Source organism: Nocardia sp. NPDC056000, assembly GCF_042269265.1.
Taxonomy (GTDB): Bacteria; Actinomycetota; Actinomycetes; order Mycobacteriales; family Mycobacteriaceae; genus Nocardia.
In genome coordinates this window covers 1-23,815 of the sequence record NZ_JBHJXS010000022.1, presented here as the reverse complement: position 1 = coordinate 23,815, position 23,815 = coordinate 1, and the positions used below count along the sequence as shown (strand labels likewise).

Annotated in this window: 20 protein-coding genes and 2 tRNA genes; 12 read left to right on the top strand and 10 right to left on the bottom strand. The window is 67.5% G+C overall.

The features are described from left to right. The gene (locus tag ACFC4D_RS44050) at positions 1 to 1,038 is read right to left on the bottom strand and encodes a hypothetical protein (protein WP_375963649.1); all 1,038 of its coding nucleotides are present in this window, start codon (positions 1,036 to 1,038) and stop codon (positions 1 to 3) included. A 76-nt stretch (positions 1,039 to 1,114) separates the two neighbouring features. Continuing rightward, positions 1,115 to 1,657 (bottom strand): MarR family winged helix-turn-helix transcriptional regulator, encoded by a 543-nt coding sequence (locus tag ACFC4D_RS44045; protein WP_375963652.1) that lies wholly within the window; start codon positions 1,655 to 1,657, stop codon positions 1,115 to 1,117. Positions 1,658 to 1,746: 89 nt separating this feature from the next. Between ACFC4D_RS44045 and ACFC4D_RS44040 the strand changes: the two genes are divergently transcribed. Together ACFC4D_RS44040 and ACFC4D_RS44035 are read left to right on the top strand one after the other, a co-directional pair. After that, a complete protein-coding gene (locus ACFC4D_RS44040) occupies positions 1,747 to 2,589 on the top strand; it encodes a DUF3105 domain-containing protein (RefSeq protein WP_376072579.1) in 843 nt (280 codons plus the stop codon). A 63-nt stretch (positions 2,590 to 2,652) separates the two neighbouring features. Continuing rightward, positions 2,653 to 2,726 (top strand) — tRNA-Cys (locus ACFC4D_RS44035). Between the two features lie 55 nt (positions 2,727 to 2,781). Here the strand turns inward: ACFC4D_RS44035 and ACFC4D_RS44030 are convergent. The 4 genes from ACFC4D_RS44030 to ACFC4D_RS44015 form a co-directional block, all read right to left on the bottom strand. Further along, positions 2,782 to 3,141 (bottom strand): hypothetical protein, encoded by a 360-nt coding sequence (locus ACFC4D_RS44030; RefSeq protein ID WP_376072576.1) that lies wholly within the window; start codon positions 3,139 to 3,141, stop codon positions 2,782 to 2,784. 233 nt (positions 3,142 to 3,374) lie between these two features. Continuing rightward, a complete protein-coding gene (locus tag ACFC4D_RS44025) occupies positions 3,375 to 4,496 on the bottom strand; it encodes an ABC transporter ATP-binding protein (RefSeq protein ID WP_376072573.1) in 1,122 nt (373 codons plus the stop codon). After that, complete coding sequence (locus ACFC4D_RS44020) at positions 4,493 to 6,043, bottom strand: ABC transporter permease (RefSeq protein WP_376072571.1); 1,551 nt, start codon at positions 6,041 to 6,043, stop codon at positions 4,493 to 4,495. Before ACFC4D_RS44020 ends, ACFC4D_RS44025 begins: the two co-directional genes overlap by 4 nt. 3 nt (positions 6,044 to 6,046) lie before the next feature. Further along, a complete protein-coding gene (locus tag ACFC4D_RS44015; RefSeq protein WP_375963663.1) occupies positions 6,047 to 7,066 on the bottom strand; it encodes an iron ABC transporter substrate-binding protein in 1,020 nt (339 codons plus the stop codon). Positions 7,067 to 7,256: 190 nt separating this feature from the next. Here ACFC4D_RS44015 and ACFC4D_RS44010 point away from each other — a divergent pair, with 190 nt between their 5' ends. From ACFC4D_RS44010 to ACFC4D_RS44000, 3 genes are all read left to right on the top strand, one after another. Continuing rightward, positions 7,257 to 7,724, top strand: coding sequence for a hypothetical protein (locus ACFC4D_RS44010; RefSeq protein WP_376072568.1), 468 nt, complete (start codon positions 7,257 to 7,259; stop codon positions 7,722 to 7,724). Between the two features lie 7 nt (positions 7,725 to 7,731). Further along, positions 7,732 to 9,138 carry a metallophosphoesterase gene (locus ACFC4D_RS44005; RefSeq protein ID WP_376072565.1) on the top strand — a complete coding sequence of 469 codons (1,407 nt, stop codon included), beginning with the start codon at positions 7,732 to 7,734 and terminating at the stop codon, positions 9,136 to 9,138. Positions 9,139 to 9,351: 213 nt separating this feature from the next. Continuing rightward, complete coding sequence (locus ACFC4D_RS44000; protein WP_376072562.1) at positions 9,352 to 10,671, top strand: hypothetical protein; 1,320 nt, start codon at positions 9,352 to 9,354, stop codon at positions 10,669 to 10,671. On the opposite strand, the gene ACFC4D_RS43995 is transcribed toward ACFC4D_RS44000, so the two are convergent. Then, positions 10,626 to 11,918 (bottom strand): alpha/beta hydrolase family protein, encoded by a 1,293-nt coding sequence (locus tag ACFC4D_RS43995; protein ID WP_375963673.1) that lies wholly within the window; start codon positions 11,916 to 11,918, stop codon positions 10,626 to 10,628. The genes ACFC4D_RS44000 and ACFC4D_RS43995 overlap by 46 nt on opposite strands. Before the next feature lie 226 nt (positions 11,919 to 12,144). Here ACFC4D_RS43995 and ACFC4D_RS43990 point away from each other — a divergent pair, with 226 nt between their 5' ends. Next, the gene (locus tag ACFC4D_RS43990; protein WP_376072559.1) at positions 12,145 to 12,636 is read left to right on the top strand and encodes a beta-class carbonic anhydrase; all 492 of its coding nucleotides are present in this window, start codon (positions 12,145 to 12,147) and stop codon (positions 12,634 to 12,636) included. 67 nt (positions 12,637 to 12,703) lie between these two features. On the opposite strand, the gene ACFC4D_RS43985 is transcribed toward ACFC4D_RS43990, so the two are convergent. The 3 genes from ACFC4D_RS43985 to ACFC4D_RS43975 all read right to left on the bottom strand — a co-directional run bounded on the left by ACFC4D_RS43985 (position 12,704) and on the right by ACFC4D_RS43975 (position 14,586). Continuing rightward, positions 12,704 to 12,776, bottom strand: a tRNA-Arg gene (locus tag ACFC4D_RS43985). A 119-nt stretch (positions 12,777 to 12,895) separates the two neighbouring features. Further along, a complete protein-coding gene (locus ACFC4D_RS43980; RefSeq protein ID WP_375963679.1) occupies positions 12,896 to 13,612 on the bottom strand; it encodes a DUF305 domain-containing protein in 717 nt (238 codons plus the stop codon). After that, positions 13,612 to 14,586 carry a DUF3105 domain-containing protein gene (locus tag ACFC4D_RS43975; protein ID WP_375963681.1) on the bottom strand — a complete coding sequence of 325 codons (975 nt, stop codon included), beginning with the start codon at positions 14,584 to 14,586 and terminating at the stop codon, positions 13,612 to 13,614. Before ACFC4D_RS43975 ends, ACFC4D_RS43980 begins: the two co-directional genes overlap by 1 nt. Positions 14,587 to 14,711: 125 nt before the next feature. On the opposite strand from ACFC4D_RS43975, the gene argS reads away from it, so the two are divergent. The 6 genes from argS (at position 14,712) to rho (ending at position 23,559) form a co-directional block, all read left to right on the top strand. Beyond that, complete coding sequence (argS, locus tag ACFC4D_RS43970; protein ID WP_376072556.1) at positions 14,712 to 16,370, top strand: arginine--tRNA ligase; 1,659 nt, start codon at positions 14,712 to 14,714, stop codon at positions 16,368 to 16,370. Then, entirely contained in the window at positions 16,371 to 17,792 is a 1,422-nt protein-coding gene (lysA, locus tag ACFC4D_RS43965; RefSeq protein ID WP_375963687.1) for a diaminopimelate decarboxylase, read from the top strand. Then, the gene (locus ACFC4D_RS43960) at positions 17,789 to 19,120 is read left to right on the top strand and encodes a homoserine dehydrogenase (protein ID WP_376072553.1); all 1,332 of its coding nucleotides are present in this window, start codon (positions 17,789 to 17,791) and stop codon (positions 19,118 to 19,120) included. The genes lysA and ACFC4D_RS43960 overlap by 4 nt, the downstream gene beginning before the upstream one ends. Then, positions 19,117 to 20,202, top strand: a complete 1,086-nt coding sequence (gene thrC / locus ACFC4D_RS43955; RefSeq protein WP_364646449.1) for a threonine synthase — start codon at positions 19,117 to 19,119, stop codon at positions 20,200 to 20,202. Before ACFC4D_RS43960 ends, thrC begins: the two co-directional genes overlap by 4 nt. Before the next feature lie 26 nt (positions 20,203 to 20,228). Further along, complete coding sequence (gene thrB, locus ACFC4D_RS43950; protein WP_364646452.1) at positions 20,229 to 21,179, top strand: homoserine kinase; 951 nt, start codon at positions 20,229 to 20,231, stop codon at positions 21,177 to 21,179. A gap of 325 nt (positions 21,180 to 21,504) precedes the next feature. Beyond that, complete coding sequence (gene rho / locus ACFC4D_RS43945; RefSeq protein WP_375963693.1) at positions 21,505 to 23,559, top strand: transcription termination factor Rho; 2,055 nt, start codon at positions 21,505 to 21,507, stop codon at positions 23,557 to 23,559. Positions 23,560 to 23,815 lie beyond the last annotated feature (256 nt).

The window sequence follows — 23,815 nt, the reverse complement described above, 5'->3', positions numbered from 1 at the left end:
TCAGTGCCGCGTCGGCCCGACCACTTCTACGGTCGGCTGCTTACCGTCGGTGTGCTCGCCCTCGTGATTCATGGCGAGCGCACCGGCGATGGTCCCGCCGAGGGTGGCCGTAACCGCAATGGCCGCAACGAGTTTGCGGCGCGAGGGGATATCCTCGCCGCGCAGTCTCGGGACCGGATTGAAACGCACACTGCGCACCCGGCGCGCGGAGGGGCGCTCGGCGGCCAGCAGCACTGCGCCACGGGTGGAGACGAATTCGGGTTCCGGATCGTAGATCAACGGCAGATCGAGCTGCTGCTCCAGCTCATCGCGAATGCTCTTGTTGCGGGTGCAACCCCCGAGCAGCGCCATCGCGGACGGGTGCACGCCGGTCTCATCGATCATCTGCCGCACGAACGACACCGAATGATGCACCCCCGCCGACACCAGATCGGCGAAGTCACTGCGGGTGATGACGGCGCGATGCCCGTTGATCGGATCGCACACCGTGATCACGCGATCACTGGCCAGGGCTTCCTTATGGCGGCGGCTGGTGGCCAGATCCACACTCACGCCGCCGCGGGCCAATAGCCAGCGTAGTAGCGAATCATGCCCGTCACCGCCGAGCACGGTACTGCGCTTACTGGCCAGAATCGCCTCGGTGCGGCAATCGATCTGGGTCAGCGTCAAACCGGAAGCGCCAAGGTCATAGAGCAGGATCGAGCCCTCGGCGGGCAGTCTGCCGGTGAACCGCAGATATCTGAGCTGCGCGACCTGCTCGTCGATCAGGGTCAGGCGATTGCGCCCCGCCGTGGTGCGAATGGCGTCCGCGTGCGTCGAACACCGGCAGGTGACCGCGATACCGGTAATGAATTCATCACGCCGAGCAGCGGATTTGCGCATCAGCCGGACGGCTTCGAAAACACCTTCCTCGATACCGCCGCCGGTCCGGCGCGCCACTTTGCAGCGGTCGATGGGCGGCAGATGCGGCTGGTCGGAATGGGTGAGCATGGCGCGCGCACCCGCCGCGCCAGCTGACACCCCGAGGACCAGCACCATGGCCTCAATGGTGAACCTTTTGCGGTCCGATTCCAAGACTATGACGCAGGAAATTGGCTGACCGGATGCTGGACGGTTACTGGGCGGCCCATCTGGTCGGCGAGCCACCGCTGTCGAAGTCGCCCGCGGTCTGCCGGAATTCCGCCAGCAATCGCAGCAGCAGCTGTAAACGATCCGGTGGCAGACCGGTATTCGCGAACACCTGCCGGTTCAGCTCGGTGGTGGCCTTGGACACCAATTCCCTTCCGGCATCGGTGATTTCGATCAAGGTCGCGCGCCGGTCACTCGGATGCGGCACCCGCTTCACCAAATGCGCGGCCTCCAGCCGATCCACGGTGTTGGTGACACTCGTCGGATGCACCTGCAAACGCGCGCTGGCAACCGCCATGGGCAGCGCACCCGTTTTGCTGAAGCTCAACAGCATCAGTAGCTCGTACCGGGAGAAGGTGAGCCCGGAGGGCTTGAGCGCCTCGTCGACCCGGGCCATCACGATCTGCTGGGCCCGCACCAGCGAGGTGACCGCGGCCATCCCGTCCGCGACCTCGGCCCAGCCGTGCTCGGTCCACTGGCGGTGCGCCTCTTCGATCGGATCGAGCGGCAGGGGACGTGGCCGAGACATGTCCACGATCATCGCATGCGAAGCACTCGTATTCCGCCGCACCGAGCCCTATTTCGGTGTCGTACTCTTTGCGGACAAGGAGGCAGTACGTGACCAACCCGCTCGGCCCGAAGTTCGACCCGGCATCATCCGCACCCCGGGGCCCGTACAGTGTGCCCTTCCCCGAATTCACACCGCGCAAGCCCGATCGCAAACCCCTCTTCATGGGCTTGGCCATCGCCGTGATCGCCGCCGGCGTCGCCGGAATTCTCCTGTGGCCGCAGAACGCCGGCGGCGACTCCGCAGCCGCCGCCGACGAATTCGTGCCCACCGCCACCGACCACGACCCCTCGACCCGGATCGACGGCGTAGTGCGCAAGGACTATCCGGCCGGTGTGCACGTTGCCGCGAACCAGCGCGTCGCGTACACCCAGAGCCCGCCCTTCGGCGGCGCGCACGACAGTTCGTGGCTGCCGTGCACCGGCGTCAACTACACCGTGCCGATCCGCAACGAGAACGCCGTGCACGCGCTCGAACACGGCGCGGTCTGGATCACCTACAACCCGACCACGCTCGGCGTCGACGGCGTCTCGGTGCTCACCGGACAGGTCGGCGCGAAGCCGTACATGCTGCTGTCGCCGTATCCGGGGCTGGACACGCCGATCTCGCTGCAATCGTGGGGTCACCAGCTCAAGCTCAGCGATGCCCGCGATCCGCGCGTCGGCCAGTTCATCACCGCGCTGCGGCTGAACCCGTACACCTATCCGGAGCCGGGCGCGAGCTGCTCCAACCCCACCATCGACACCAATAACCCGCCGCCGTACGACCCGACACCGCCGGGACCGTACGCGGTCACCGAAGCCGGAGTCACCCCGCCGCCGCCTCCGCCGCCACCGGCCCCGGAACCCGCGCCCGAGCCGCCGCCCGGCCCGGAACCGGCGCCCGAAGGCTGATTGGAATCAGGCTGATTCGAACACTGGCCCCGAATGCGCACGCGCGGCATCATTTACAGCGATGCGGGTGTGACCGAGGGGCTAGGTAGCGGTCTGCAAAGCCGTATACGCGGGTTCGACTCCCGCCGCTCGCTCCAAAGGAAATGTCCCCCATGGAAATCCATGGGGGACATTTTCGTATGCCGCGGGGGTCTAGGCGCAGCGGAAGCGGAACGTGGCCGTCGGGACGATGCCGGGCACCGTGCTGACCTGCTGTGCCGCATCACCATCGAGGGAGCAGCCCATCGGCGTCGAGACCTGTACCCGATAGCAGCCCGAGCCGCCGATATAGGTGGCGCTGCCGTCCCGGCCCGTGGTGACGGTGCCCGCGACCGGGCCGCCCGCGCACGGGGTGACATCGGCGGTGACGCCCGCGATCGGGAACTGCTCCACGCCGTACACCGCCTGCACCTTCACCGCGGAGTCCCCGGCGGGCGGCGGCTCGGCGGCCGCGAGCGGGGCCAGGACGACGGCCGCGCCTACGACGGACAGGGCGAACAGCATGCTGCGCAACGAGACTCCTCAGGTAGTACCCGGGGCAATTCGCCCCCGCGCCAATATAGGTGCTGGGCGACGTGTCCGGTGGGAGCACGCCGAGTAGACCGGCGGCGCTGTCACATTCACGCCGTGCGGGTCCGGGTCGGGCCGATCGATTCGCGCCGGGCGGCGGCACCGCTCGGCCTTCGGGCGCGGCCCAGCGGCGGGCACCTTTCCGCCACGCACCATGCTCGCGCCACCCGGCGGTGTCAGACAGCCAGGGCATCCCGGGCGGGCGGGGCGCTGGACAGACCATTGGTCAGCTGGGCGGCGGACGCGCACTGCTCGGCGGTGAATGCGACTGCCGCGCCGAGGACTTCGAGGTCCACCCGATCTCCGACGGTGGGGGCGGCGACGCTGACGCGGCGCACCTGGATGGGGTCGGCGCGGCCGTCCAGATCGAGGGTGAGCATGACGTCCGCACCGCGGAATTCGACGCCGCGCACCGTGGCGCAGCCCGGATCGCCGTTCGAAACCACATGGGCGACAAGCTGTTCCGGGCGCATCATGACGGTCGCGGCACCGGCGGGGGCGTCCGGCTGCACCGGAATCCGGCCCAGGGCGGTCTCGGCGGTATCGGATCGCAGGGTCGCGTCCAGCAGCACGGTGTCGCCGAGGAATCCGGCCGTGAACAGATCGGCGGGAGCGGCGTACACCTGTTCGGGCGTGCCGACCTGGGTGAAGCGGCCGGTGCACATGACCGCGACCTGATCGGCGAAGGAGAGCGCCTCCTCCTGATCGTGGGTGACCAGAATGCTGGTCATGCCCGCCGCGCGCAGCGTATCGGCCACCGCCTGCCGGGTGGCGGCGCGCAGGCCGGTATCGAGCGCGCTGAACGGTTCGTCCAGCAGCATGAGATCGGGTTTGCGGGCCATGGCGCGGGCCAGCGCCACGCGCTGCTGCTGCCCGCCCGAGAGCTGATGCGGTCGCCGATCCGCGTAATCCGCTCCCAGCGAGACCATATCGAGCAACTCGCGCACCTGGGCCGCACGCCGTCGCCGGCCCGCCAGGCCGCCATTGAGACCGTAGGCGATGTTCTGCCCCACCGTGAGATGCGGGAAGAGCGCGCCGTCCTGCGCCACGTAGCCGATCCGGCGGCGATGCGGCGGCAGCGAGAACCCTTCCCGGGTAACCACTTCCGAGCCGACCGTGACCGAGCCCGAGTCCGGGTTCTCGAATCCGGCGATCACCCGCAGCAGCGTGGTCTTACCGCAGCCGGACGAGCCGACCACCGCCGTGGCGCTACCGTCGGGCACCTCGAGCCGGATGCCGTCCAGCACCCGGGCGGGCCCGAAATTCTTGCAGACATTCTCGACGACAAGACGACTCATAGCCCGGCCGCCTTCCTGGATTGAGTGAACAGCAGATACGTGACCGGCACCGCCGCGATGATCATGATCAGTGCGTAGGGCGCGGCCGCCGCGTAGTCCAGTTCGCCGGACAGCGACCAGAAGCGCATGGCCAGGGTGCGAGTTCCATTGGGGGCCAACAGCAGTGTGGCGGTCAGCTCGGTGGCCACTGCCACGAACACCATGGCCGCCGCCGAGGCCGCGGCGGGCGCGGTGAGCCGTAAGGTGATGCGCAGGAACGTCATCGGCCGCGAGGTGCCCAGCGCCTGCGACACCTCCTCCAGGCCGACCGGCACCTGCGCCAGGCCCGCGCGCACACCGACCAGGGCGCGCGGCAGGAACATGAGCGTGTACGCGGCGAGCACGGTGGCGGCGGTCTGATACAGCGCGGGCAGCCAGCGAATGCTCACCGTCACCAGCGCCAGCGCGATCACGATGCCCGGCAGCGAACTGGTGATGTAGTTGGCGCCCTCGATGATTCGCGCGAACCGCGAGGTGGAGCGCACCGCGATCCAGGCCACCGGGAAGGCGCACAGCGTGGTGATGACCGCGGCCGTGGCGGCCAATCCGATGGTCTGGCCCAGGGATTCACCGATATCGGCCATATCCCAGACCTTCGAACCACCCAGCCGCAGCCAGCGGATGATGGTCCACAGCGGCACGCCCAGCGAGAACACCAGGGCGGCGGTCAGCAGCAGGAATACCGGAAACTTGTTGACGCCCAGCCGAACCCGGACGGCCGCGCGCGGAACACCGCTGCCGATGCGGGCGTAGCGGGCATTACCGCGCGCCGCGGCCTCACCGGCCAGCAGCACCAGGCACAGCACCACCAGCACCCCGGCCAGCGTATTGCCTGCCGCCCCGGCGAAACTGGATTGGTACTGCTCGAAAATCGCGGTGGTGAAGGTGGAGAACCGGATCATGGCGAACGCGCCGTATTCGGCGAGCAGATGCAGCGCGATCAGCAGTCCGCCGCCGAGAATGGCCAAACGCAACTGCGGCAGCACGATTCGCGCGAAAACCGCGACCGGACCCGAGCCGAGCGCCCGCGCGGATTCCTCCACCGCCGGATCCAGCCTGCGCAGCGTCGCCGCGGCGGGCAGGTACACCAGCGGGAAATACGACACCGTCGCGATGAGCACGCCCGCCCACAGCCCGTGCAGGGACGGGAAGGCGCTCACCCAGCCGTAGCTGTTGACGAAGGCGGGCACGGCCAGCGGAGCCGCGAAGATCGGCCCCCACCAGGCCGCGCCCGGTACATCGGTGCGCTCCACGATCCAGGCCAGCCCGATGCCGAGCACCAGGCAGATCGGCACCGTGATGACCACCAAACCCACCGTATTGCGCAGTAGTTCACCGACCCGCGGCCGGAAGATCAAATGCGCGGTCTCGGTGAATCCGGTGCTGAACAGCGTGGACACGATGTAGCCGAGCGGTACGAACGTCGCGGCCACCAGCAGCAGCGCGAGGATCGTGACGAGCAGCCCGGGCCGGGCGGCCCGGGTGGCGACAGCGGTCCGGACGGCCATGGGTTAGAGCAGACCCGCGTCGGTCATCAACTGGGTGACCTTCTTGGCGTCCAGCTTGCTGGGGTCGACCTTCGGCGCGTCCAGCGAAGCCAGCGGCGGCAGCGCCGGATTGGCGGCGACGGTGGCCGAGACCGGGTACTCCATCGAATCGCCGTCGCGCAGCACCTCCTGGCCCTTCTGCGAGGCGATGAAGGCGAGGAACTTCTGCGCGTTCTCCGACTTCTTGCTCGACTTCAGCACGCCGCCACCGGAAATGGAGACGAAGGCGCCCGGATCCTGGTTCTTGAAGTAGTACAGCTTGGTGTTGTTGCTGTTCTCCTTGGTATTGGCCTGATCGCGGTACCAGTAGTAGTGGTAGATCACGCCGCCGTCGAACTGCCCGGCATTGACGCCCTTCATGGTCGTCACATTGTTCTGCGAGGCGATCGCGTTGTCCTTCATGCCCTTGAGCCACGCCTTGGTGACGTCCTCACCCTTGAGAGCGAGCAGGGCGGCCACGATGGCCTGGAAGTCCGCGCCGGACACGCCCGCGCTCCAGCGGCCCTTCCACTGCGGCTGCTGCAGATCCAGCAGCGAATGCGGCAGCTGATCGGCCTGCACCTTGCCGGTGTTGTAGACGAAAACGGTTGAGCGGGCCGCGATTCCGGTCCACTTGCCGGTGGAGGGGCGGAACTGCTCGGGCACCTGCGCGAGCGTGTTGGGATCCACGTCGGCGAACAGCCCGGCGTTCTCGACCAGCGCCATGGCGGGGGAGTTCTCGGTGAGGAAGACATCGGCGGGAGAGTTCTTGCCCTCGGCGACGAGCTGGTTGCCCAGATCGGTGTCGCCGCCCTGGCGCAGCGTCACCTTGATGCCGGTCTCCTTGGTGAAGGCCTCGGCCCACTCCTTGGTCAGCGATTCGTGCTGGGCGTTGTAGACCAGGATCTCGTTGTCGTCCTTGGACGAATTGGAGCATCCGGTTGCCGCCAGCAGGGTGATCGCGGCGACCGCGCCGGACACCAGTTTCCATCGAGCCGCTGCCATGACCGTCCTTTCGACATGCCAATCCTCATTCCTGAGGTTTGGCTAACCAACGTACCGTCTCTCGGGGCGGACAGATCCGGCACCCCACCGAATCGCAACCTATTTGCCGTAGTCTGCGGACATTCAGTGGTGGACCGATCGAAGGAAATCGATGACCCTGCCGCCCGGCGGACAACCGTACAATCCGGCAATGGACGTTCAGCGATCTGCTGGCAAACGCGGCGGGGGAGGTCGTAAACCACTGTTCGTCGGATTGGCCGTGGCGGCCGTCGTCGTGGTCGGCGGTGGCGTCGCGGCCGCGGTCTCGCTGTCCGGCAAGGATTCCCCGAGCGACAGCCAGCGCATCGACTCCGCCATTCGCGATTTCTACGGCACGCTGTCGGCCAAAGGTCCGGGCGTCGCGGTCGCCAGGGCGTGCGCGGCGGATCGCGCCGAATACGATGCGCTGTCCACCGCGCAGAAGAGCGCGTCCGAACAGGGCCGGATGGATATCCGCATCGTGAGCATCGACCAGATCGCCGTCACCGGGGATCGCGCGACCGCGAAAATGGTTGGCGCGCTCTCGGTTTCGGGAGCCGACGACAAGTCGACCACCGCGTCGGAGCATCTCCGCAAGGAGGAGGGCACGTGGAAGGTGTGCTCGACCGACGGCAGGTAGTGCGGTCGTGAACTGCTGCGGGCCGAACCGGCGCACCGTACTGGGTGCGCTCGCGGCGGCGACCCTGCTCCCGCTCGCCCGCCCGGGAGTGGTTCGCGCACAACCGGGTTCGGTGATCGCGACCGATTTGGAGGTCGTCACGATCACCGCGGAGTCGGCGATCCTCACCTGGACGACGCTGGGGCCCAACGCGAATGGCGATCCGGTGCCGGTGGAGACCGACGCCGAGGTGTGGCTGGGCCCCGCCGACGGGACGGGGCTGCGGCAGGTGTTCGCCGATCCCGGGCCGACCGCGTACCACTACGCCGAGATCACCGGCCTGGAACCCGGCCGCCGCTACCGATTCGAGGCGCGCTCGCTGGGTGTGACCGCCGTGCCCGCGCTGAATGTGGCCACCCGGCTGCCGAATACGCCGGAGGCGAGCGGCGAGTTCACTACGCCGGTGCCGCCGCCGGGCCGACTGCTGCGCACCATCGCGCTCTGCAACGATGTGCACTACGGCGAGGAGATCAGCGGCCTGATCGCCGCCGGACTGCCGCCCGGCGTGCGCCAGGATCCCGGTCTCGCACCGTATCCCGAGGTCATGCTGGCCGCGATCCTCGACGATCTGCGCCGCCCCGACCGCGCCGCCGATCAACTGCTGCTCGCGGGTGATCTGACCGCGGAGGCGACGCCCGAGCAGGTGCGCGGGGTGCATCGCGCACTCGCGGAATGGGGTGCGGCGGAACAGGATTGGTTCGCTTGCCGGGGCAATCACGACCGCCCGCATCTCGGCGGCGACTACGCGGGCTGCGCACCGTACGCCGACCACTTCGACTGCTGGGGCGAATCCTTCGGTCCCCGGCAGCAATTGGGGGAGTTCGAGGTGGGCGAGTTGCGCCTGCTGGCCGTGGACACCACCGAACTCGACGGCTCCGGCGGCAGTATCGACCGGCCGCAGCTGGATCGGCTGCGCGAGGTGCTGCTGGCCGATCCGGATCGCCCGACGCTGGTCTTCAGCCATCATCCGGTTACCGCCGAATCCGGCTGGACGAATATCGCGGGGCCGGGTTTTGTGCTCAACAGTGCCAATTCGGCTGAGCTGCAATCGCTCTACCGCTCCGCGCCCGGGGTATTCCTGCATCATTCCGGCCATACCCATCGAAATCGCCTTACCCGCCCCGACTTTCCCATTCCGGTCGAATTTCTCGAGGTGGCCGCGGCCAAGGAGTATCCCGGCGGCTATTCGCTGGTGCGCCTCTACGAGGGTGGCTACACCGTCAACTTCTACAAGACCCGGACGCCGGGCGCGCGTCGCTGGAGTGCTCGGTCGCGCGGTGAGTACTTCGGTCTGCTGCCCGAGTACACCCTGGGCTCCACCGCCGACCGAAATCACACGGTGCCGCGCGATCTGTCGGGCCTCGTACCGGCCTGACGGCAGTTTCGTTTCAGCCTGACGGCAGTCTCGTTCCTGCCTGACGGCAATGGGCTGGGTCACTGGCCACGGCGGCAATGCTCATTTGCTGTTAATCTCGCAAACAGTTAGCTGTTTCGTTCGGCTGTAGCGCGAGAAGCGTTCGATCACCGGTGAAAGGGTGACGAGATGGGCGCGAAGTTCGCGTTGGTGCAACCCGTGAGCGTGTCCGAAATGCCTGATATACGCAGGTTCGACGGGATCCTCCAGCCTGCCTCCGCCTTCTTCGGGGCGGTGGTCGCCGGACTGTTGCTCATGGCCCCGCTCGATCTCGGCTGGTCCAATGACGCCCCGCTGGAACTCGATCTGCTGGTCATGAACATGCCGCGCGCCGCCGCGGCCGGCGGCATGTTCGCGGTCATCGCCGCCGCCCTCGCCGTCGCGCTCGGCCGCCGTACCGCCTGGATCGTCTCCTTCGGCAGCGCCACCGTACTGGCCGCCGATCACCTGTGGAATATGCGCTCGGCGCTGAGCGGCACGCTCATCACGGTCAATTACATCGACGCCATCTTCGGCGGCATCCTGCTCGGCGCACTGGCCGTCGCGGTCTTCGGAAAACCCATCGCCACCGGCGCGTACCTGCTGGGAGCGGTGGTCAGCATCACCATCGGCGACCTCACCGCGCTACCCGCGCCGGGGGCCGAGAGCCGCACCCTCATCGAATGGGCCTCCAGCGGCACCCCGCCGCTGTGGATGATCCTGGCCACCGCCGTACTGCTGGCCTGCGGGGCACTCGGCGAACGCGTCGACCCGGCCGCCGATCCGGCCGAGAACGCCGACCTGCCCATCGGGCCGATTCTCGCGGCACTGCTGCTCGTCGGCGCGACCGCGTTCTCCACCGACTGGTACGTCCGGCACGCGGACACCGTCCCGCAGACCGTGCTGGCGGTGGGCGTCACCGTGCTGGCCGCGTTCGGGGCCGCGCTGCTGCTGCCCGGGCGGGACGGGGTGCTGGTATTGCTCGCGGTGGCGGTCACCAATTCCGGCAGCTCCATCTTCACCGTGCCGCGTCCGGATTGGAGCGCACCGCTGCCCATCATCGCCGTGGCGATCGGGTGGTACGCGGGACGGCGCAGGCATCTGCCCTGGGCGGTCTTCGCGGGCACCGGTGCGCTCGCCGTCTTCGCGGCCGGCACCTCGGGCAGCGCGCATCACGCGATGCTCATACCGCTGATCGGCATCACCGGTCTCGGCTTCCTCATGGGCTACTGCTTCGCCGGGCACACCCCGCGCAACGCCCCCAGCATGGTGGTCGCGCTGGCGGCGCTGGTGGTGCCGTGCCTGGTTATCGCGGTGCGCGGCAGCGGTTTCGGCCGGGTCGCCTACTCACCGCGCTGGTACCGTGACCCATCGAGCATCACCTCGGCCCCGCCCGGCTGGGTCGCGCTGGCCGTCACCGTCGGCTGCGCCGCCGGACTGGCGCTGCTGTATCGGTGGCGACCCGCCGATCACCTGCCGAAGCGGCCGTCGACCCAGCTCAGCGCGTCCGCGTAGGACGCCTCCAGCACGCCACGGTGATCCGCGCCGGGGTATCCGCGATACTGCACCGGCTGGCCCGCGGCGCGCTGGCGCACCACCATGACATCGGTGGCGGCCGCGGGCACCGTGGTATCGGCCCGGCCCTGCAGCACCAGCAGCGGCTGCGCGAAAGTCAGTGTGCTGGGATCGTTTTCATTCAGCACCCGGGTGAGCGCGTGAATATCGCCGTCGGGTGCGAACACCTCGCTCGCGGTCAGCCCGCCCCACTGCTGCGGACTCCGCAGCTGCGCAATGCATCCCACGTCCGCCAGGGTGACCATGGCCGCCGCGTCCGGGGTCAGGAAGCGCGCCGGATCGATATCGGCGACCGTCTGCGCGCCCCGAATGATCAAGGGCAGGAACGCGGTCGACCCACCCGTGAGCGGACCGAGCGCGGTGGACGCGCCCACCGCCGTGGCCAACTGTGACGCCTGGATACCGATGCCCTGATGCGATGCGGGAGCCAGCGCGACCGCACCAAGCAACTGGAGCTCCGGCGCCCACTGCTGCGCCTGCGCATCGGCGAAAACGGCCGCCTGCCCACCCTGTGAATGCCCCATCGCCACCCAGCGGGTGCCGATCTCCGGTTCGATCTGCCTTGCGGCCCTTGCCATATCGGTGACCGCGCGCTGTTCGGCGGTACCGATCAGATAGCCGTGCGGACCGGGCGTGCCCAGGCCCTGATAGTCGGTCTGCGCCACCGCGTAACCCGCGGATATCCACTGCGCCTGCACTTTTCGAACCAGGGAGGTGTAATCGTGCGCGGGGAAGTCGTCGGAGGTGTCGTGCGAGGGCGCGCAGGAATCATCGACCCCGGTGGTGCCGTGCGCCCACGAGATCAGCGGCCAGCCGCCCGGGGGCGGGGTGCCCTCGGGCACCGCCACGGTGCCCGATACCGCCACCGAATTGCCCTGCATATCGACGGATCGGTACAGCACCAGGTAATTCCGCGCCCCCGGGATCCCCGGATCGCCGTCGATGGGCCGCAACTGGATCACCGAGCCGTGCGGTCCGGCGATCCGATCCTCGGGCGCGGTGTAGAACGCCGCGACATCGGTGGTCTCATCCACGATCGCAATGGGGGTGACCGGGGTGGCATGGCCCGGTGCGACGGCGATGCAGGTTCCCGCGATGCCGGCCAGGGCCGCGCCGGCTATCGATCCGGCCCGTCGCGCATGTCGCCGCCGTGGTAGGTCCGCGCACCTCTCCTCGATGTCCGACATGCCCAAAAGATACCGGTCTGTTGGCCAATTAGGGGGCAAGGCAACACGCCCTGGTGAGTGTCAGCCCTCACCTCCGCGCGCCCGCCACCTGCCCGGACGAGTCCGAATATGCCCAGCGCAAGCGTTTATTTCACGGTGCGCGCATCCCTCGCGCGACACCCGCCACTGCGCCACGGTCGATGCAGAGATTCGCATGTCCTCACCCCACCGACGCAAGGACGCGACCATGACAGTCACCGACGAATACCTCGCCAACAACGCCGAATACGCGTCCCGCTTCGCCGGGCCGCTGCCCCTGCCGCCCAGTAAGCATGTCGCCGTGGTGGCCTGCATGGACGCCCGGCTCGACGTGTATCGCATTCTCGGCCTGGGGGACGGGGAGGCGCATGTCATCCGCAATGCGGGCGGTGTGGTCACCGATGACGAGATCCGCTCGCTCGCCATCAGTCAGCGCCTGCTGGGCACCACCGAGATCATCCTCATCCACCACACCGACTGCGGCATGCTCACCTTCACCGACGACGACTTCAAACGCACCATCCAGGATGACACCGGCATCAAGCCCACCTGGTCTGCCGAAGCCTTCCCGGATCTGGACGATGATGTGCGGCAATCGATTCGGCGCATCGAATCCAGCCCGTTCATCACCGCGACAACGTCCTTGCGCGGCTTCGTATTCGACGTGGCCACCGGCAAACTCAACGAGGTCGTCGGCTGAGGTCGCATCGGCCCGAGACGAGAAAAGGCCCCGATCGGCGAATGCCGTTCGGGGCCTTGCTCTTCGGTGCCCTCGGCAGGATTCGAACCTGCGGCCTTCTGCTCCGGAGGCAGACGCTCTATCCCCTGAGCTACGAGGGCGGGGGTGGACCCGCTCGGACTTCTCGACTTTCCGAGTGGGCTGGGAAAGCGTATCGCATTGCCTGCGCTGCGCCAAAAACCCGGGTGGACCGGGCGTTTTGCGACGCCCGGCACCGAACTCAGTTGAGCGGAAGCGGTGTGGCTTTGCGCTCGGCGAGCATCTGGGTCATCAAATCGGCTTCGCTGGACTGGGTTTTGGCCATGCTCTGCGCCAGTGAACGCACCACATCGATATCGGCGCGCTGCTCGGCGTATTCGATCATCGGCATACCGCCCTGATGATGCCGCAGCATCAACTGCAGGAACATGGTGTCCAGCGCCGGACCGGTGGCCGCGCGCAGCGCCGTGATCTCCTCGGTGGAGGCCATACCGGGCATGACCGCCACCGGACCCGAATGCTCGGCGGTGCCCATGTGGTGATGCGCCGACATATCGGTCATCCAGCCCATGTACCCGCCCGTGGGCAGCAGCGGTTCGCCCCAGGATTGCAGCCACGCCTGCATGCGGCCCGCCTGATTGCCCTGGGTGGTGAGGATGTCATAGGACAGCCGCTTCACCGCCGGATCGGTGGTGCCGCTGAACGCGATCGCGGCCATCTCCACCGCCTGCGCGTGATGCACCGACATGTCCTGGCTGAAGCCGATATCCACCGCGCTGGGCTCGGGATCCGAGGCGCGCAGATTGCCGACCATCAGGCCCGCGGCGAAACCGGCCAGCAGCACCGCGATCACACCGAGGATCAGCAGCGCGGGCCGCTGACTGCGGCCCGTCGCCTCCACGGGTTCGGCTGCCTCGGAATCGCCGGGCTCGTTCGCGTGCGACAAGAACGGCGGCATTACTGCGCCGGAGCCGGCTGCTCCGGCTGCGGGTCGCCGGTGGGCACGGGAATGCTGGGGATGCCGCCGGGCAGCGTGCCGTCGCCGCCGGGCGCGGTCGCGTCACCGCCGGGCAGGGTGCCGCCGGGGATGGTGCCGCCGGGCAGGCCGGGGATGCCACCGGGGATGTTCGGCATGCCGCCGGGAATCTGGCTGCCGCCGGCACCGCCGAGTTCGGTGGTGTCCTTGGTCAGGCCCTTACCGTCCAGCGGCACCGCGTCCGGACCCGGCTTGGACGGATCGAACGGCGGCGGGTTGTTGGTGTCGAAGGTCGGGTTCGCGCAGCTCGCGCCGACCTCGGGGTAGGTGTTCGAGTTCAGGCGCAAATCCTTGATGAACCGGTCCACCCGCGAATCGTCGGCCTTCTGCAGCTTGAGCTGATGACCCCACGCCTGCAACGAGATCGGGGTGTCCAGACCCGGGTACGGCGACATCAGCATGTACTGCTGGCCTTCGACCTTCTTCTTCAGCGTGTCGATGGTCGCCTGATCCACCTTGTCGGGGTTGTAGGTGATCCACACCGCACCGTGTTCCAGCGAATGCACGGCATTCTCCGTGCGGATCGCCTTGGCGTACACATTGCCCATGCACGCCGCCCACGAACCGTCGTGCGGGCCACCGAACGGCGGTGCCTGGTCGTATGCCACGCGCTGCGTCGAGGACACGTGCAGCCCGGCCGGATAGTCCTTTTTGACCACGCCGTCGATATACGCGGAAGGGTTCTTGATCTCTTCCTTGGCGTTGTACTTGGGCACCAGGAATGCGGCGATTCCGCCGATCAGCGCCAGCACGGCCACCACCGCGGCAATGGTCATCCACGGGATGTTCCGTTTCACGGGCAGTTTGCCCCCGGACCCGCCTTTACGGCCCGATCCCGACGATTTGCCCGCGGCCTTAATAGCCTTGGCCGACTTGGCACTGGTGCTGCTCGGCATAACTAGTTGTGCTCTCTTCGACGTGTTCGGACAATCAAGCGATGCGGCCGCATCGTTTGCTGGGCGCCTGCCCGTGCGATGCCCGCGCGCGGCGTGCACCTGCTCAGACCATAGGATAGTGACTCGTGACTCCAGCTGACCTTGCAGATCTCCTTCGCGCAACCGCGGCGAAGGTACTTGTCGAACGTGGATCCGACCCTGCGGTCCTGCCCGACGAGGTCAAGGTGGAGCGTCCCCGTAACCCCGAGCACGGTGACTATGCCACGAATGTGGCCATGCAGGTAGGCAAGCGGGCCGGAATGAACCCGCGCGACTTTGCGAATCTGCTCGCCGAGGCGCTGGGACAGACCCCCGATATCGAGGTCGCCGAGGTCGCCGGACCGGGCTTCCTGAACATCCGCCTGGCCAAGGCCGCACAGGGCGCGATCGTGGAGAACATCCTCGCGGCGGGCGCGAAGTACGGCAGCGGTGACGCGCTCGCCGGGACCAGGATCAACCTGGAATTCGTCTCCGCCAACCCGACCGGACCCATCCACCTCGGCGGCACCCGCTGGGCCGCCGTCGGCGACGCGCTCGGCCGCATCCTGTCCGCCCAGGGCGCGGACGTCACCCGCGAGTACTACTTCAACGATCACGGCGCGCAGATCGACCGCTTCGCCAATTCGCTCGTCGCCTCCGCGAACGGGCAGCCCACCCCGGAGGATGGGTACGGCGGCGCGTACATCAAGGAGATCGCCGACACCATCGTCGCCGCGCATCCGGATGCGCCGGGTTTGCCCGCGGCCGAACAGCACGAGCTGTTCCGCCGCGAGGGCGTCGAGCTGATGTTCGCGCAGATCAAACAGAACCTGCACGAATTCGGCGTCGACTTCGACGTGTACTTCAACGAGAGCTCGCTGTTCGCCTCCGGCGCGGTCGAGAAGGCCATTCAGACGCTCAAGGATTCGGGCAAGCTCTACGAGAAGGACGGCGCCTGGTGGATCGCGTCCACCGAATACGGCGATGACAAGGACCGCGTCGTCATCAAGAGCGATGGCAAGTCCGCGTACATCGGCGGCGATATCGCCTACTTCCAGAACAAGCGCTCACGCGGGTTCGACCTGTGCATCTACATGCTGGGCGCGGACCATCACGGCTACATCGGCCGTTTGAAGGCCGCCGCCGCCGCGTTCGGCGACGATCCGGACACCGTCGAGGTGCTCATCGGCCAGATGGTGAATCTGCTCGAAGGCGATGTGGCGGTGCGCATGTCGAAGCGCGCGGGCACCGTGGTCACCCTGGACGATCTGGTCGAGGCCATCGGCGTGGACGCCGCGCGGTACTCCCTGGTGCGCTCCTCGGTGAACTCCAGCATCGATATCGATCTGGACCTGTGGACCAAGCAGGACACCGAGAACCCGCTGTACTACGTGCAATACGCGCACGCCCGCACCAACAACATCATCGGCAATTCCGCCGCGTTCGACTTCGCCTCGGTCGCACCGGATTTCAGCCTGATGACCGCAGACCGCGAGGGTGAGCTGATTCGCACCCTCGGTGAATACCCGCGCGTCCTCGCCACCGCCGCCGAGATGCGTGAACCGCACCGGGTAGTCCGCTACCTGGAGGAGCTGGCCGGGGCCTACCACCCCTTCCAGTCCGATAAGGAAATGCGCGTCATCCCCATGGGTGACGAGCCTGTCACCCCCCGAAACGCCGCTCGCCTCGAGCTGGTCAAAGCCACCCGCCAGGTGCTGGCCAACGGCCTCGGCCTGCTAGGCGTCACTGCCCCGGAGCGTATGTAGATGAGTGCACATCCCGCCGGTCCCCGCCACGCGGACATCCCGCCTGCTCAGAACCTTCCCGAGCGGCCGGAGAACACCCAGCAGATGATCACGCTGCCCGCGAATGTGTGGCCGCGCAACGCTTCTCGCGATGCCGACGGCGTCGTGCGGCTCGCCGGGGTGCCGGTGCACGAGCTGGCCGCCGAATTCGCCACCCCGCTGTTCGTCATCGACGAGGACGACTTCCGGTCCCGCTGCCGCGATATGGTCAGCGCGTTCGGTGAGGGTTCGCGAGTGCACTACGCCTCCAAGGCTTTCCTGTCCGCCGAGATCGCGCGCTGGATTCGCGATGAGGGCCTGCACCTGGACGTGTGCTCCGGCGGCGAACTCGCCGTGGCACTGCACGCGGGTTTCCCGGCCGAGCGAATCGCGTTGCACGGCAACAATAAATCGGTTCCGGAGCTGGAGACCGCGGTCGCGACCGGCGTCGGTCACATCGTGCTGGACTCGCTGATCGAGATCGACCGCCTGGAAGCCGTCGCCAAGACCGCGGGCAAGGTCGTCGATGTGCTGGTGCGCGTCACCGTCGGCGTGGAAGCTCATACGCACGAATACATTTCGACCGCGCACGAGGATCAGAAGTTCGGTTTCTCGATCGCCAGCGGTGATGCCATGCAGGCCATCGCCCGGGTCTTCGAATCCGACAATCTGCGCCTGGTCGGCCTGCACTCGCACATCGGCTCGCAGATCTTCGAGATCGACGGTTTCGAGATCTCCACCCGCCGCATGCTCGGCCTGCTGCGCGAGGCCGCCGACAAGTTCGGCATGGAGCGCGCCGCGCAGATCAATGTGCTCGATCTCGGTGGCGGCCTTGGTATTTCGTACCTGCCGCACGAGGACCCGCCGTCGCTGGCGGACTTCGCGGCCAACCTGCGCCGCATCGTGGCCGAGGAGGCCGAGCGCGCGGGCCTGCCCATGCCGACCATCGCGGTCGAGCCGGGCCGCGCCATCGCCGGACCGGGCACGGTCACCCTGTACGAGGTCGGCACCACCAAGGATGTGGTGCTCGACGCGGGCGCGCGTCGCCGTTACGTCAGCATCGACGGCGGAATGAGCGACAATATCCGGCCCGCGCTGTACCAGGCCGAATACGATTGCCGTCTGGTCTCGCGCTCCAGCGAGGCCGCGCCGGTGGTCGCTCGGGTGGTCGGAAAGCATTGCGAGAGTGGGGATATCGTCATTCGCGATACCTGGCTCCCGGCCGATGTCGGCCCGGGTGACCTGGTCGCGGTGGCGGCTACCGGCGCGTACTGCTACTCGATGTCGAGCCGTTACAACATGCTCACCCGGCCCGCCGTGGTCGCGGTGCGAGACGGCAAGGCGCGCTTGATTCTTCGCCGCGAAACGGTGGAGGACCTACTCAGCTTGGAGGTGAATGCATGACCGAAATCGCCAAGACCGGCGTGTGGGGATCGGATCATCCGATCGGAATCGCGGTGCTCGGAATGGGCACGGTCGGCACCGAAGTGGTTCGCATCATTCGCAACCAGGCTGAGGATCTCTGCAATCGCGTCGGCGCGCCGGTCGTGCTGCGCGGGGTCTCCGTGCGCGATCTGAGCAAGGATCGCGGTATCCCCGCCGAGCTGCTCACCACCGATGCCGAAGCCCTCGTCGCCCGCGACGATGTGGACATCGTGGTCGAGGTCATGGGCGGTATCGATCCGGCCCGCGCGCTCATCCGCACCGCGCTCGAGCACGGCAAGTCCGTAGTCACCGCCAATAAGGCGCTGCTCGCCGATCACACCGGCGAGTTGTCCGCCGCCGCCGAATCACACCGCGCCGACCTGTATTTCGAGGCCGCCGTCGCCGGTGCCATCCCGGTGCTGCGCCCGCTCATCCAGTCGCTGTCCGGTGACCGGGTGAACCGCGTGGTGGGCATCGTGAACGGCACCACCAACTTCATCCTCTCGGCCATGGCCGAGACCGGTGCGGCCTACGCCGATGTGCTGGCCGAGGCCACCCGCCTGGGCTACGCCGAGGCCGATCCGACCGCCGACGTCGAGGGTTACGACGCCGCCGCCAAGGCCGCCATCCTGGCCTCGGTCGCCTTCCACACCCGCGTGACCGCGGCCGATGTCTACCGCGAGGGCATCTCCAAGATCACCGCCGAGGATCTGGAGACCGCCGCGGCCGTCGGCTGCACGGTGAAACTGCTGGCCATGGCCGAGCGCGTCACCGATGACGGCGGCAAGGAGTCCATCTCCGTACGCGTCTACCCGGCGCTCATCCCGCGCAAGCACCCCCTGGCCTCGGTCAGCGGCGCGTTCAACGCGGTCGTGGTGGAGGCCGAGAACGCCGGCCGCCTGATGTTCTACGGACAGGGCGCGGGCGGCGCGCCGACCGCCTCGGCCGTGATGGGCGATCTGGTGATGGCGGCGCGCAACAAGTTCTACGGTGGCCGCGCTCCGGGCGAGTCGGTTTATGCTGAGCTGCCGATCGCCTCGATCGGTGAAACCCCGACCCGCTACCACGTGAATATGCAGGTCGCCGACCGCACCGGTGTACTCCAGGCGGTCGCGGGCGAATTCGCCAAGCATGGGGTCAGCATTTCGACGGTCCGCCAGGAAGGTCATGACGCGGGCGCCCGCCTGGTCGTGGTGACCCACCACGCGCAGGAATCGGCCCTTGCCGATACCGTGGCCGCGTTGGCCGAACTGGATTCCGTCACATCCGTGACCAGCGTTCTGAGATTGGAAGGCACCGAGGAATGAGTACGACTGCGCGGTCTGCCGTGCATACCCCGTGGCCCGGTTTGATCACCGCGTACCGGGATCGTCTGCCCGTGCCCGCCGACTGGGAGCCGGTGACGCTGTTCGAGGGCGGCACCCCGCTGGTGCCCGCCACGCATCTGTCCGAGCTGACCGGCTGTGAGGTGTACCTCAAGGTCGAGGGCGCGAATCCGACGGGTTCGTTCAAGGACCGCGGCATGACCATGGCCATGACCGATGCCAAGTACAGCGGTAAGACCGCGGTGCTGTGCGCCTCCACCGGCAATACCTCGGCCTCGGCCGCCGCGTACGCGACCCGCGCGGGTCTGCACTGCGCGGTGCTGATTCCGCAGGGCAAGATCGCCATGGGCAAGCTGGCGCAGGCGGTCATGCTGGGCGCGAAGATCATTCAGGTCGAGGGCAATTTCGACGATTGCCTCGAACTGGCGCGCAAGGTCACCGCGGACTTCCCCGAGGTCGGCCTGGTGAACTCGGTGAACCCGGCCCGTATCGAGGGCCAGAAGACCGCCGCGTTCGAAATCGTGGACGCGCTCGGCAAGGCCCCCGATGTGCACGTGCTTCCGGTCGGCAACGCCGGAAACATCACCGCGTACTGGAAGGGCTACGGCGAGTACTACGCCGACGGCACCTCCAGCTCGCGCCCGCGCATGCTGGGCGTACAGGCCGCCGGTGCGGCTCCGCTGGTCAACGGCGCGCCGGTGAGCGATCCGGAGACCATCGCCACCGCCATCCGGATCGGCGCCCCGGCGTCGTGGAATGCCGCGATGGCCGCGAAAGAGGAGTCCGGCGGCGCGTTCCGGGCCGCCACCGATGAGAAGATCCTCGAGGCGTACCGCCTGGTCGCCGCCACCGAGGGTGTTTTCGTGGAGCCCGCGTCGGCCGCCTCGGTCGCCGGTCTGCTCGCGGCGCGCCAGGAGGGCTGGCTCGATTCCGGTCTGACCGTGGTCTGCACGGTGACCGGCAACGGTCTCAAGGATCCGGACAACGCGCTGGCCGGTATGCCCGAGGTCAAGCCGATCGCGGTCGATCCGGTCGCCGTGGCGCACGCACTCGAGCTGGCCTGAAAGTGAATTCGCGCGAAGGTCAATTGATGACCAGGACGCTGCCCGCCGGAATCACCGTCACCGTGCGGGTTCCGGCGTCCAGCGCCAATCTGGGGCCGGGTTTCGACACCCTCGGCATCGCGCTGGGGGTGTACGACGAGATCGTGGTCACCACCACCGATTCCGGTTTGAACATCCGGGTCGAGGGTGAGGGCGCGGACGATGTGCCCTGGGGCCCTTCACATCTCGTGGTGCGCGCCATCGAACGCGGCCTGCAGGCCGCAGGCGTCTGGGCCGATGGCCTGGACGTGCTGTGCCGCAACGTGATTCCGCATTCGCGGGGGCTGGGCTCCTCGGCCTCCGCGGTGGTCGGCGGGCTGGCCGCCGGTCGCGGTCTGGCCGCGAAATTCGATGCCGCACTGGCCTATGACCAGGACGTCATGGTGCAGCTGGCGGCCGAATTCGAAGGCCACCCGGACAATTCCTCGGCCAGTGTGCTCGGCGGAATCGTGGTGTCCTGGACCGAAACCGACCGTCCCGACGCAAATGGCCTGGCGGACCACCACGTTCGCGCCTACCGCGCGGTGCGCCTGGAACCGCATCCCTCGCTGCGGCCGGTCGTGCTCATTCCCGAAGAGCGGTCCTCGACCGCGCACACCCGGGGACTGCTGCCGGACAATGTCCCGCACGCCGACGCGGCCTTCAATGCCAGCCGTGCCGCGCTGGCTGTCGTAGCCTTGACGCAACGCCCTGACCTGCTGCTCCCCGCCACCGCGGACCGGCTACACCAGGGTTACCGTGCGTCCGCGCTGCCGCTCACCACGAAATGGATCGAACGCCTGCGCGCCGCGGGCATCGCCGCCACCGTTTCCGGTGCCGGACCGACCATTCTGGCCCTCGGGACCAGCGAATTCCCTGCGGAACTGCGCGAACTCGCCATTGCCGACGGACTGCGAGTTCTCGAACCCGGTATTGCCGGTGGGGTATCGGTGGATTGACAGCGCGCCTGCCTTGCCGATGTAAAGGCCGGGAGCTATCCTGAGCGAGTCCGTACATCGTGCGCGTCAGACGCCGGTGCTTCATCAGGGCAAATCGCTCCAGAGGCTCCTTGCTCAGGCTCGAGGCTTGAGGCTCGAAACTTGGGGGTAGCCAGTTCACTGGAATGATCTCTCCCACCTTTTCACTCGGTGGCGAAGCCCACGCGGTGGTAAAACCACCAATCCGGCGCAGCACGCGATACGGCATCCGAGTCCGGCATACGACCGGACTGCAGGAGGAACCCTCGAACAGGCACACGGCAGTCGAGGGAAGGAAAGGATTTCCGTGACAGATACGGACCTGCTCGCGACACCCGGGGTGGAAAGTGATTCAACCTCCTCGGATCGCGAAAGTGAATCCGGACAGATTTCGAAGATGAGCGAACACACTGACATCGCACGATCGGGGCTGACTGGAATGTTGTTGCCGCAGTTGCGTGCGCTTGCGGGGGAACTCGGAATTCGAGGCACCTCCGGGATGCGTAAGGGTGATCTCATCGCCGCCATCAAGGAGAATCAGTCCGGCGGCGCCGCGAAGGAGACCGGTGGCAAGGCCACCTCCACGCGGAATGCCAAGGGCAAGAGCGATTCTGCGCCGACCGGCGGGGAGTCCGCGTCGGCTGCGCCCGCTCCCGCGAAGGCCGAAACCGCTGCCGTGAAGGCCGAAACCGCCCCCGCGAAGGTCGTGGAAACCCGGGTCAAGACCGAGGTTCCGACGTACAACTCCGCCGAGAAGACCGCCGAGCCGCGTGAGGCGAAGCGGGAAGAGGCCGAGGGCACTCGCGCCGAGAGCGGTGACGACAACCGCGATGGCGGCCAGCGTGGCCGCGGTCGCCAGCGCCGGGGTCGCGATCAGCGTCCCGCCGGCGGAAATGCCAATGCCGAGGCCGCTGCCTCGGAATCCGCCCCTGCCGCTGAGAAGCCGGAGCAGGAGGGTGGTGAGCGTCGCCGCGAGCGCAATAACAATCAGCAGTCCGGCGGCCAGAACCAGAACAGCAATCAGAACGGCACCGCGCGCGGCGGCAACAACAACGACCGCGACCGCAATCGTGCCGCCGCCGATGACGACGAGGAAGGCGGCCGCGGTCGCCGGGGTCGTCGCTTCCGTGAGCGTCGCCGCGGGCGTGACCGCGACGGCGTGCCCGGCGAGGTCGGCAACAGCCGCGAGAGCCGCGAACTCGAGATCCGCGAGGACGACGTCCTGCAGCCGGTCGCGGGCATTCTCGACGTGCTCGACAACTACGCGTTCGTGCGCACCTCCGGCTACCTGGCCGGTCCGAACGACGTGTACGTGTCGATGAACCTGGTCCGCAAGAACGGCCTGCGCCGCGGTGACGCCATCACCGGCGCGGTGCGCGCTCCGCGTGACGGCGATCAGAGCAATCAGCGGCAGAAGTTCGATCCGCTGGTGCGCCTGGACACGGTCAACGGCTCGGATATCGAAAGTGCCAAGCGCCGGCCGGAATTCCAGAAGCTGACCCCGCTGTACCCGAATCAGCGACTGCGGCTGGAGACCCAGCCGAACAAGCTGACCACGCGCATCATCGATCTGATCATGCCGATCGGTAAGGGTCAGCGCGCGCTGATCGTGTCCCCGCCCAAGGCGGGTAAGACCACGATCATGCAGGACATCGCGAACGCGATCGCCGTCAACAATCCGGAGTGCTACCTCATGGTGGTGCTGGTGGACGAGCGTCCCGAGGAAGTGACCGATATGCAGCGCTCCGTGCGCGGCGAGGTCATCGCCTCCACGTTCGACCGCCCGCCGGGCGATCACACCTCGGTCGCGGAACTCGCGATCGAGCGTGCGAAGCGTCTGGTCGAGATGGGTCAGGACGTCGTGGTGCTGCTCGACTCGATCACCCGATTGGGCCGCGCGTACAACAACTCGTCCCCGGCGTCGGGCCGAATCCTTTCCGGTGGTGTGGATTCCACCGCGCTGTACCCGCCCAAGCGGTTCCTCGGCGCGGCCCGCAATATCGAGAACGGCGGCTCGCTCACCATTATCGCGACCGCGATGGTGGAGACCGGTTCCACCGGTGACACGGTCATCTTCGAGGAGTTCAAGGGCACGGGTAATGCCGAGCTCAAGCTCGATCGCAAGATCGCCGAGCGCCGCGTGTTCCCCGCGGTCGACGTCAACCCGTCCGGCACCCGCCGCGACGATCTGTTGATGTCACCCGATGAGGCCGGGGTGCTGCACAAGCTGCGCCGCGTGCTCTCGGGCCTGGACTCGCATCAGGCCATCGACCTGCTCGTGGATCGACTCAAGAAGACCAAGAGCAATGCCGAATTCCTGATGACCGTTTCCAAGACCGCGCCCAACGCGATCGACGAATAAGGTTCTCGCACAGGCGGTTTCGCCTGGTAGAGCTCGGCTACAGCCCCACTTCGGTGGGGCTGTAGCCGTTTCACGGGTAGATAGGTCGGCAGGTATCGCGGTTCGGGTCTCGGGCTGTAGAACGCCATTCCGATGACCGCGGCTCCGGCGATCATGACGGCGAGAATGGTCGCGGTCACGAAGCCCGTCCGAAACCGGGGGGTGTCCGCCGGGTAGGTGTGGGTGCCGGGCCCGTGCGGGGGGGGAGGGGGCCCGG

Bases quoted from the DNA above. Each gene is read 5' to 3' on its own strand.
- ACFC4D_RS44050 (WP_375963649.1), bottom strand. From the start codon at position 1,038: ATGGTGCTGGTCCTCGGGGTGTCAGCTGGCGCGGCGGGTGCGCGCGCC.
- ACFC4D_RS44045 (WP_375963652.1), bottom strand. From the start codon at position 1,657: ATGTCTCGGCCACGTCCCCTGCCGCTCGATCCGATCGAAGAGGCGCAC.
- ACFC4D_RS44025 (WP_376072573.1), bottom strand. From the start codon at position 4,496: ATGAGTCGTCTTGTCGTCGAGAATGTCTGCAAGAATTTCGGGCCCGCC.
- ACFC4D_RS44020 (WP_376072571.1), bottom strand. From the start codon at position 6,043: ATGGCCGTCCGGACCGCTGTCGCCACCCGGGCCGCCCGGCCCGGGCTG.
- ACFC4D_RS44015 (WP_375963663.1), bottom strand. From the start codon at position 7,066: ATGGCAGCGGCTCGATGGAAACTGGTGTCCGGCGCGGTCGCCGCGATC.
- ACFC4D_RS44010 (WP_376072568.1), top strand. From the start codon at position 7,257: ATGGACGTTCAGCGATCTGCTGGCAAACGCGGCGGGGGAGGTCGTAAA.
- ACFC4D_RS44000 (WP_376072562.1), top strand. From the start codon at position 9,352: ATGCCTGATATACGCAGGTTCGACGGGATCCTCCAGCCTGCCTCCGCC.
- ACFC4D_RS43995 (WP_375963673.1), bottom strand. From the start codon at position 11,918: ATGTCGGACATCGAGGAGAGGTGCGCGGACCTACCACGGCGGCGACAT.
- ACFC4D_RS43990 (WP_376072559.1), top strand. From the start codon at position 12,145: ATGACAGTCACCGACGAATACCTCGCCAACAACGCCGAATACGCGTCC.
- ACFC4D_RS43980 (WP_375963679.1), bottom strand. From the start codon at position 13,612: ATGCCGCCGTTCTTGTCGCACGCGAACGAGCCCGGCGATTCCGAGGCA.
- ACFC4D_RS43975 (WP_375963681.1), bottom strand. From the start codon at position 14,586: ATGCCGAGCAGCACCAGTGCCAAGTCGGCCAAGGCTATTAAGGCCGCG.
- lysA (WP_375963687.1), top strand. From the start codon at position 16,371: ATGAGTGCACATCCCGCCGGTCCCCGCCACGCGGACATCCCGCCTGCT.
- ACFC4D_RS43960 (WP_376072553.1), top strand. From the start codon at position 17,789: ATGACCGAAATCGCCAAGACCGGCGTGTGGGGATCGGATCATCCGATC.
- thrC (WP_364646449.1), top strand. From the start codon at position 19,117: ATGAGTACGACTGCGCGGTCTGCCGTGCATACCCCGTGGCCCGGTTTG.
- thrB (WP_364646452.1), top strand. From the start codon at position 20,229: ATGACCAGGACGCTGCCCGCCGGAATCACCGTCACCGTGCGGGTTCCG.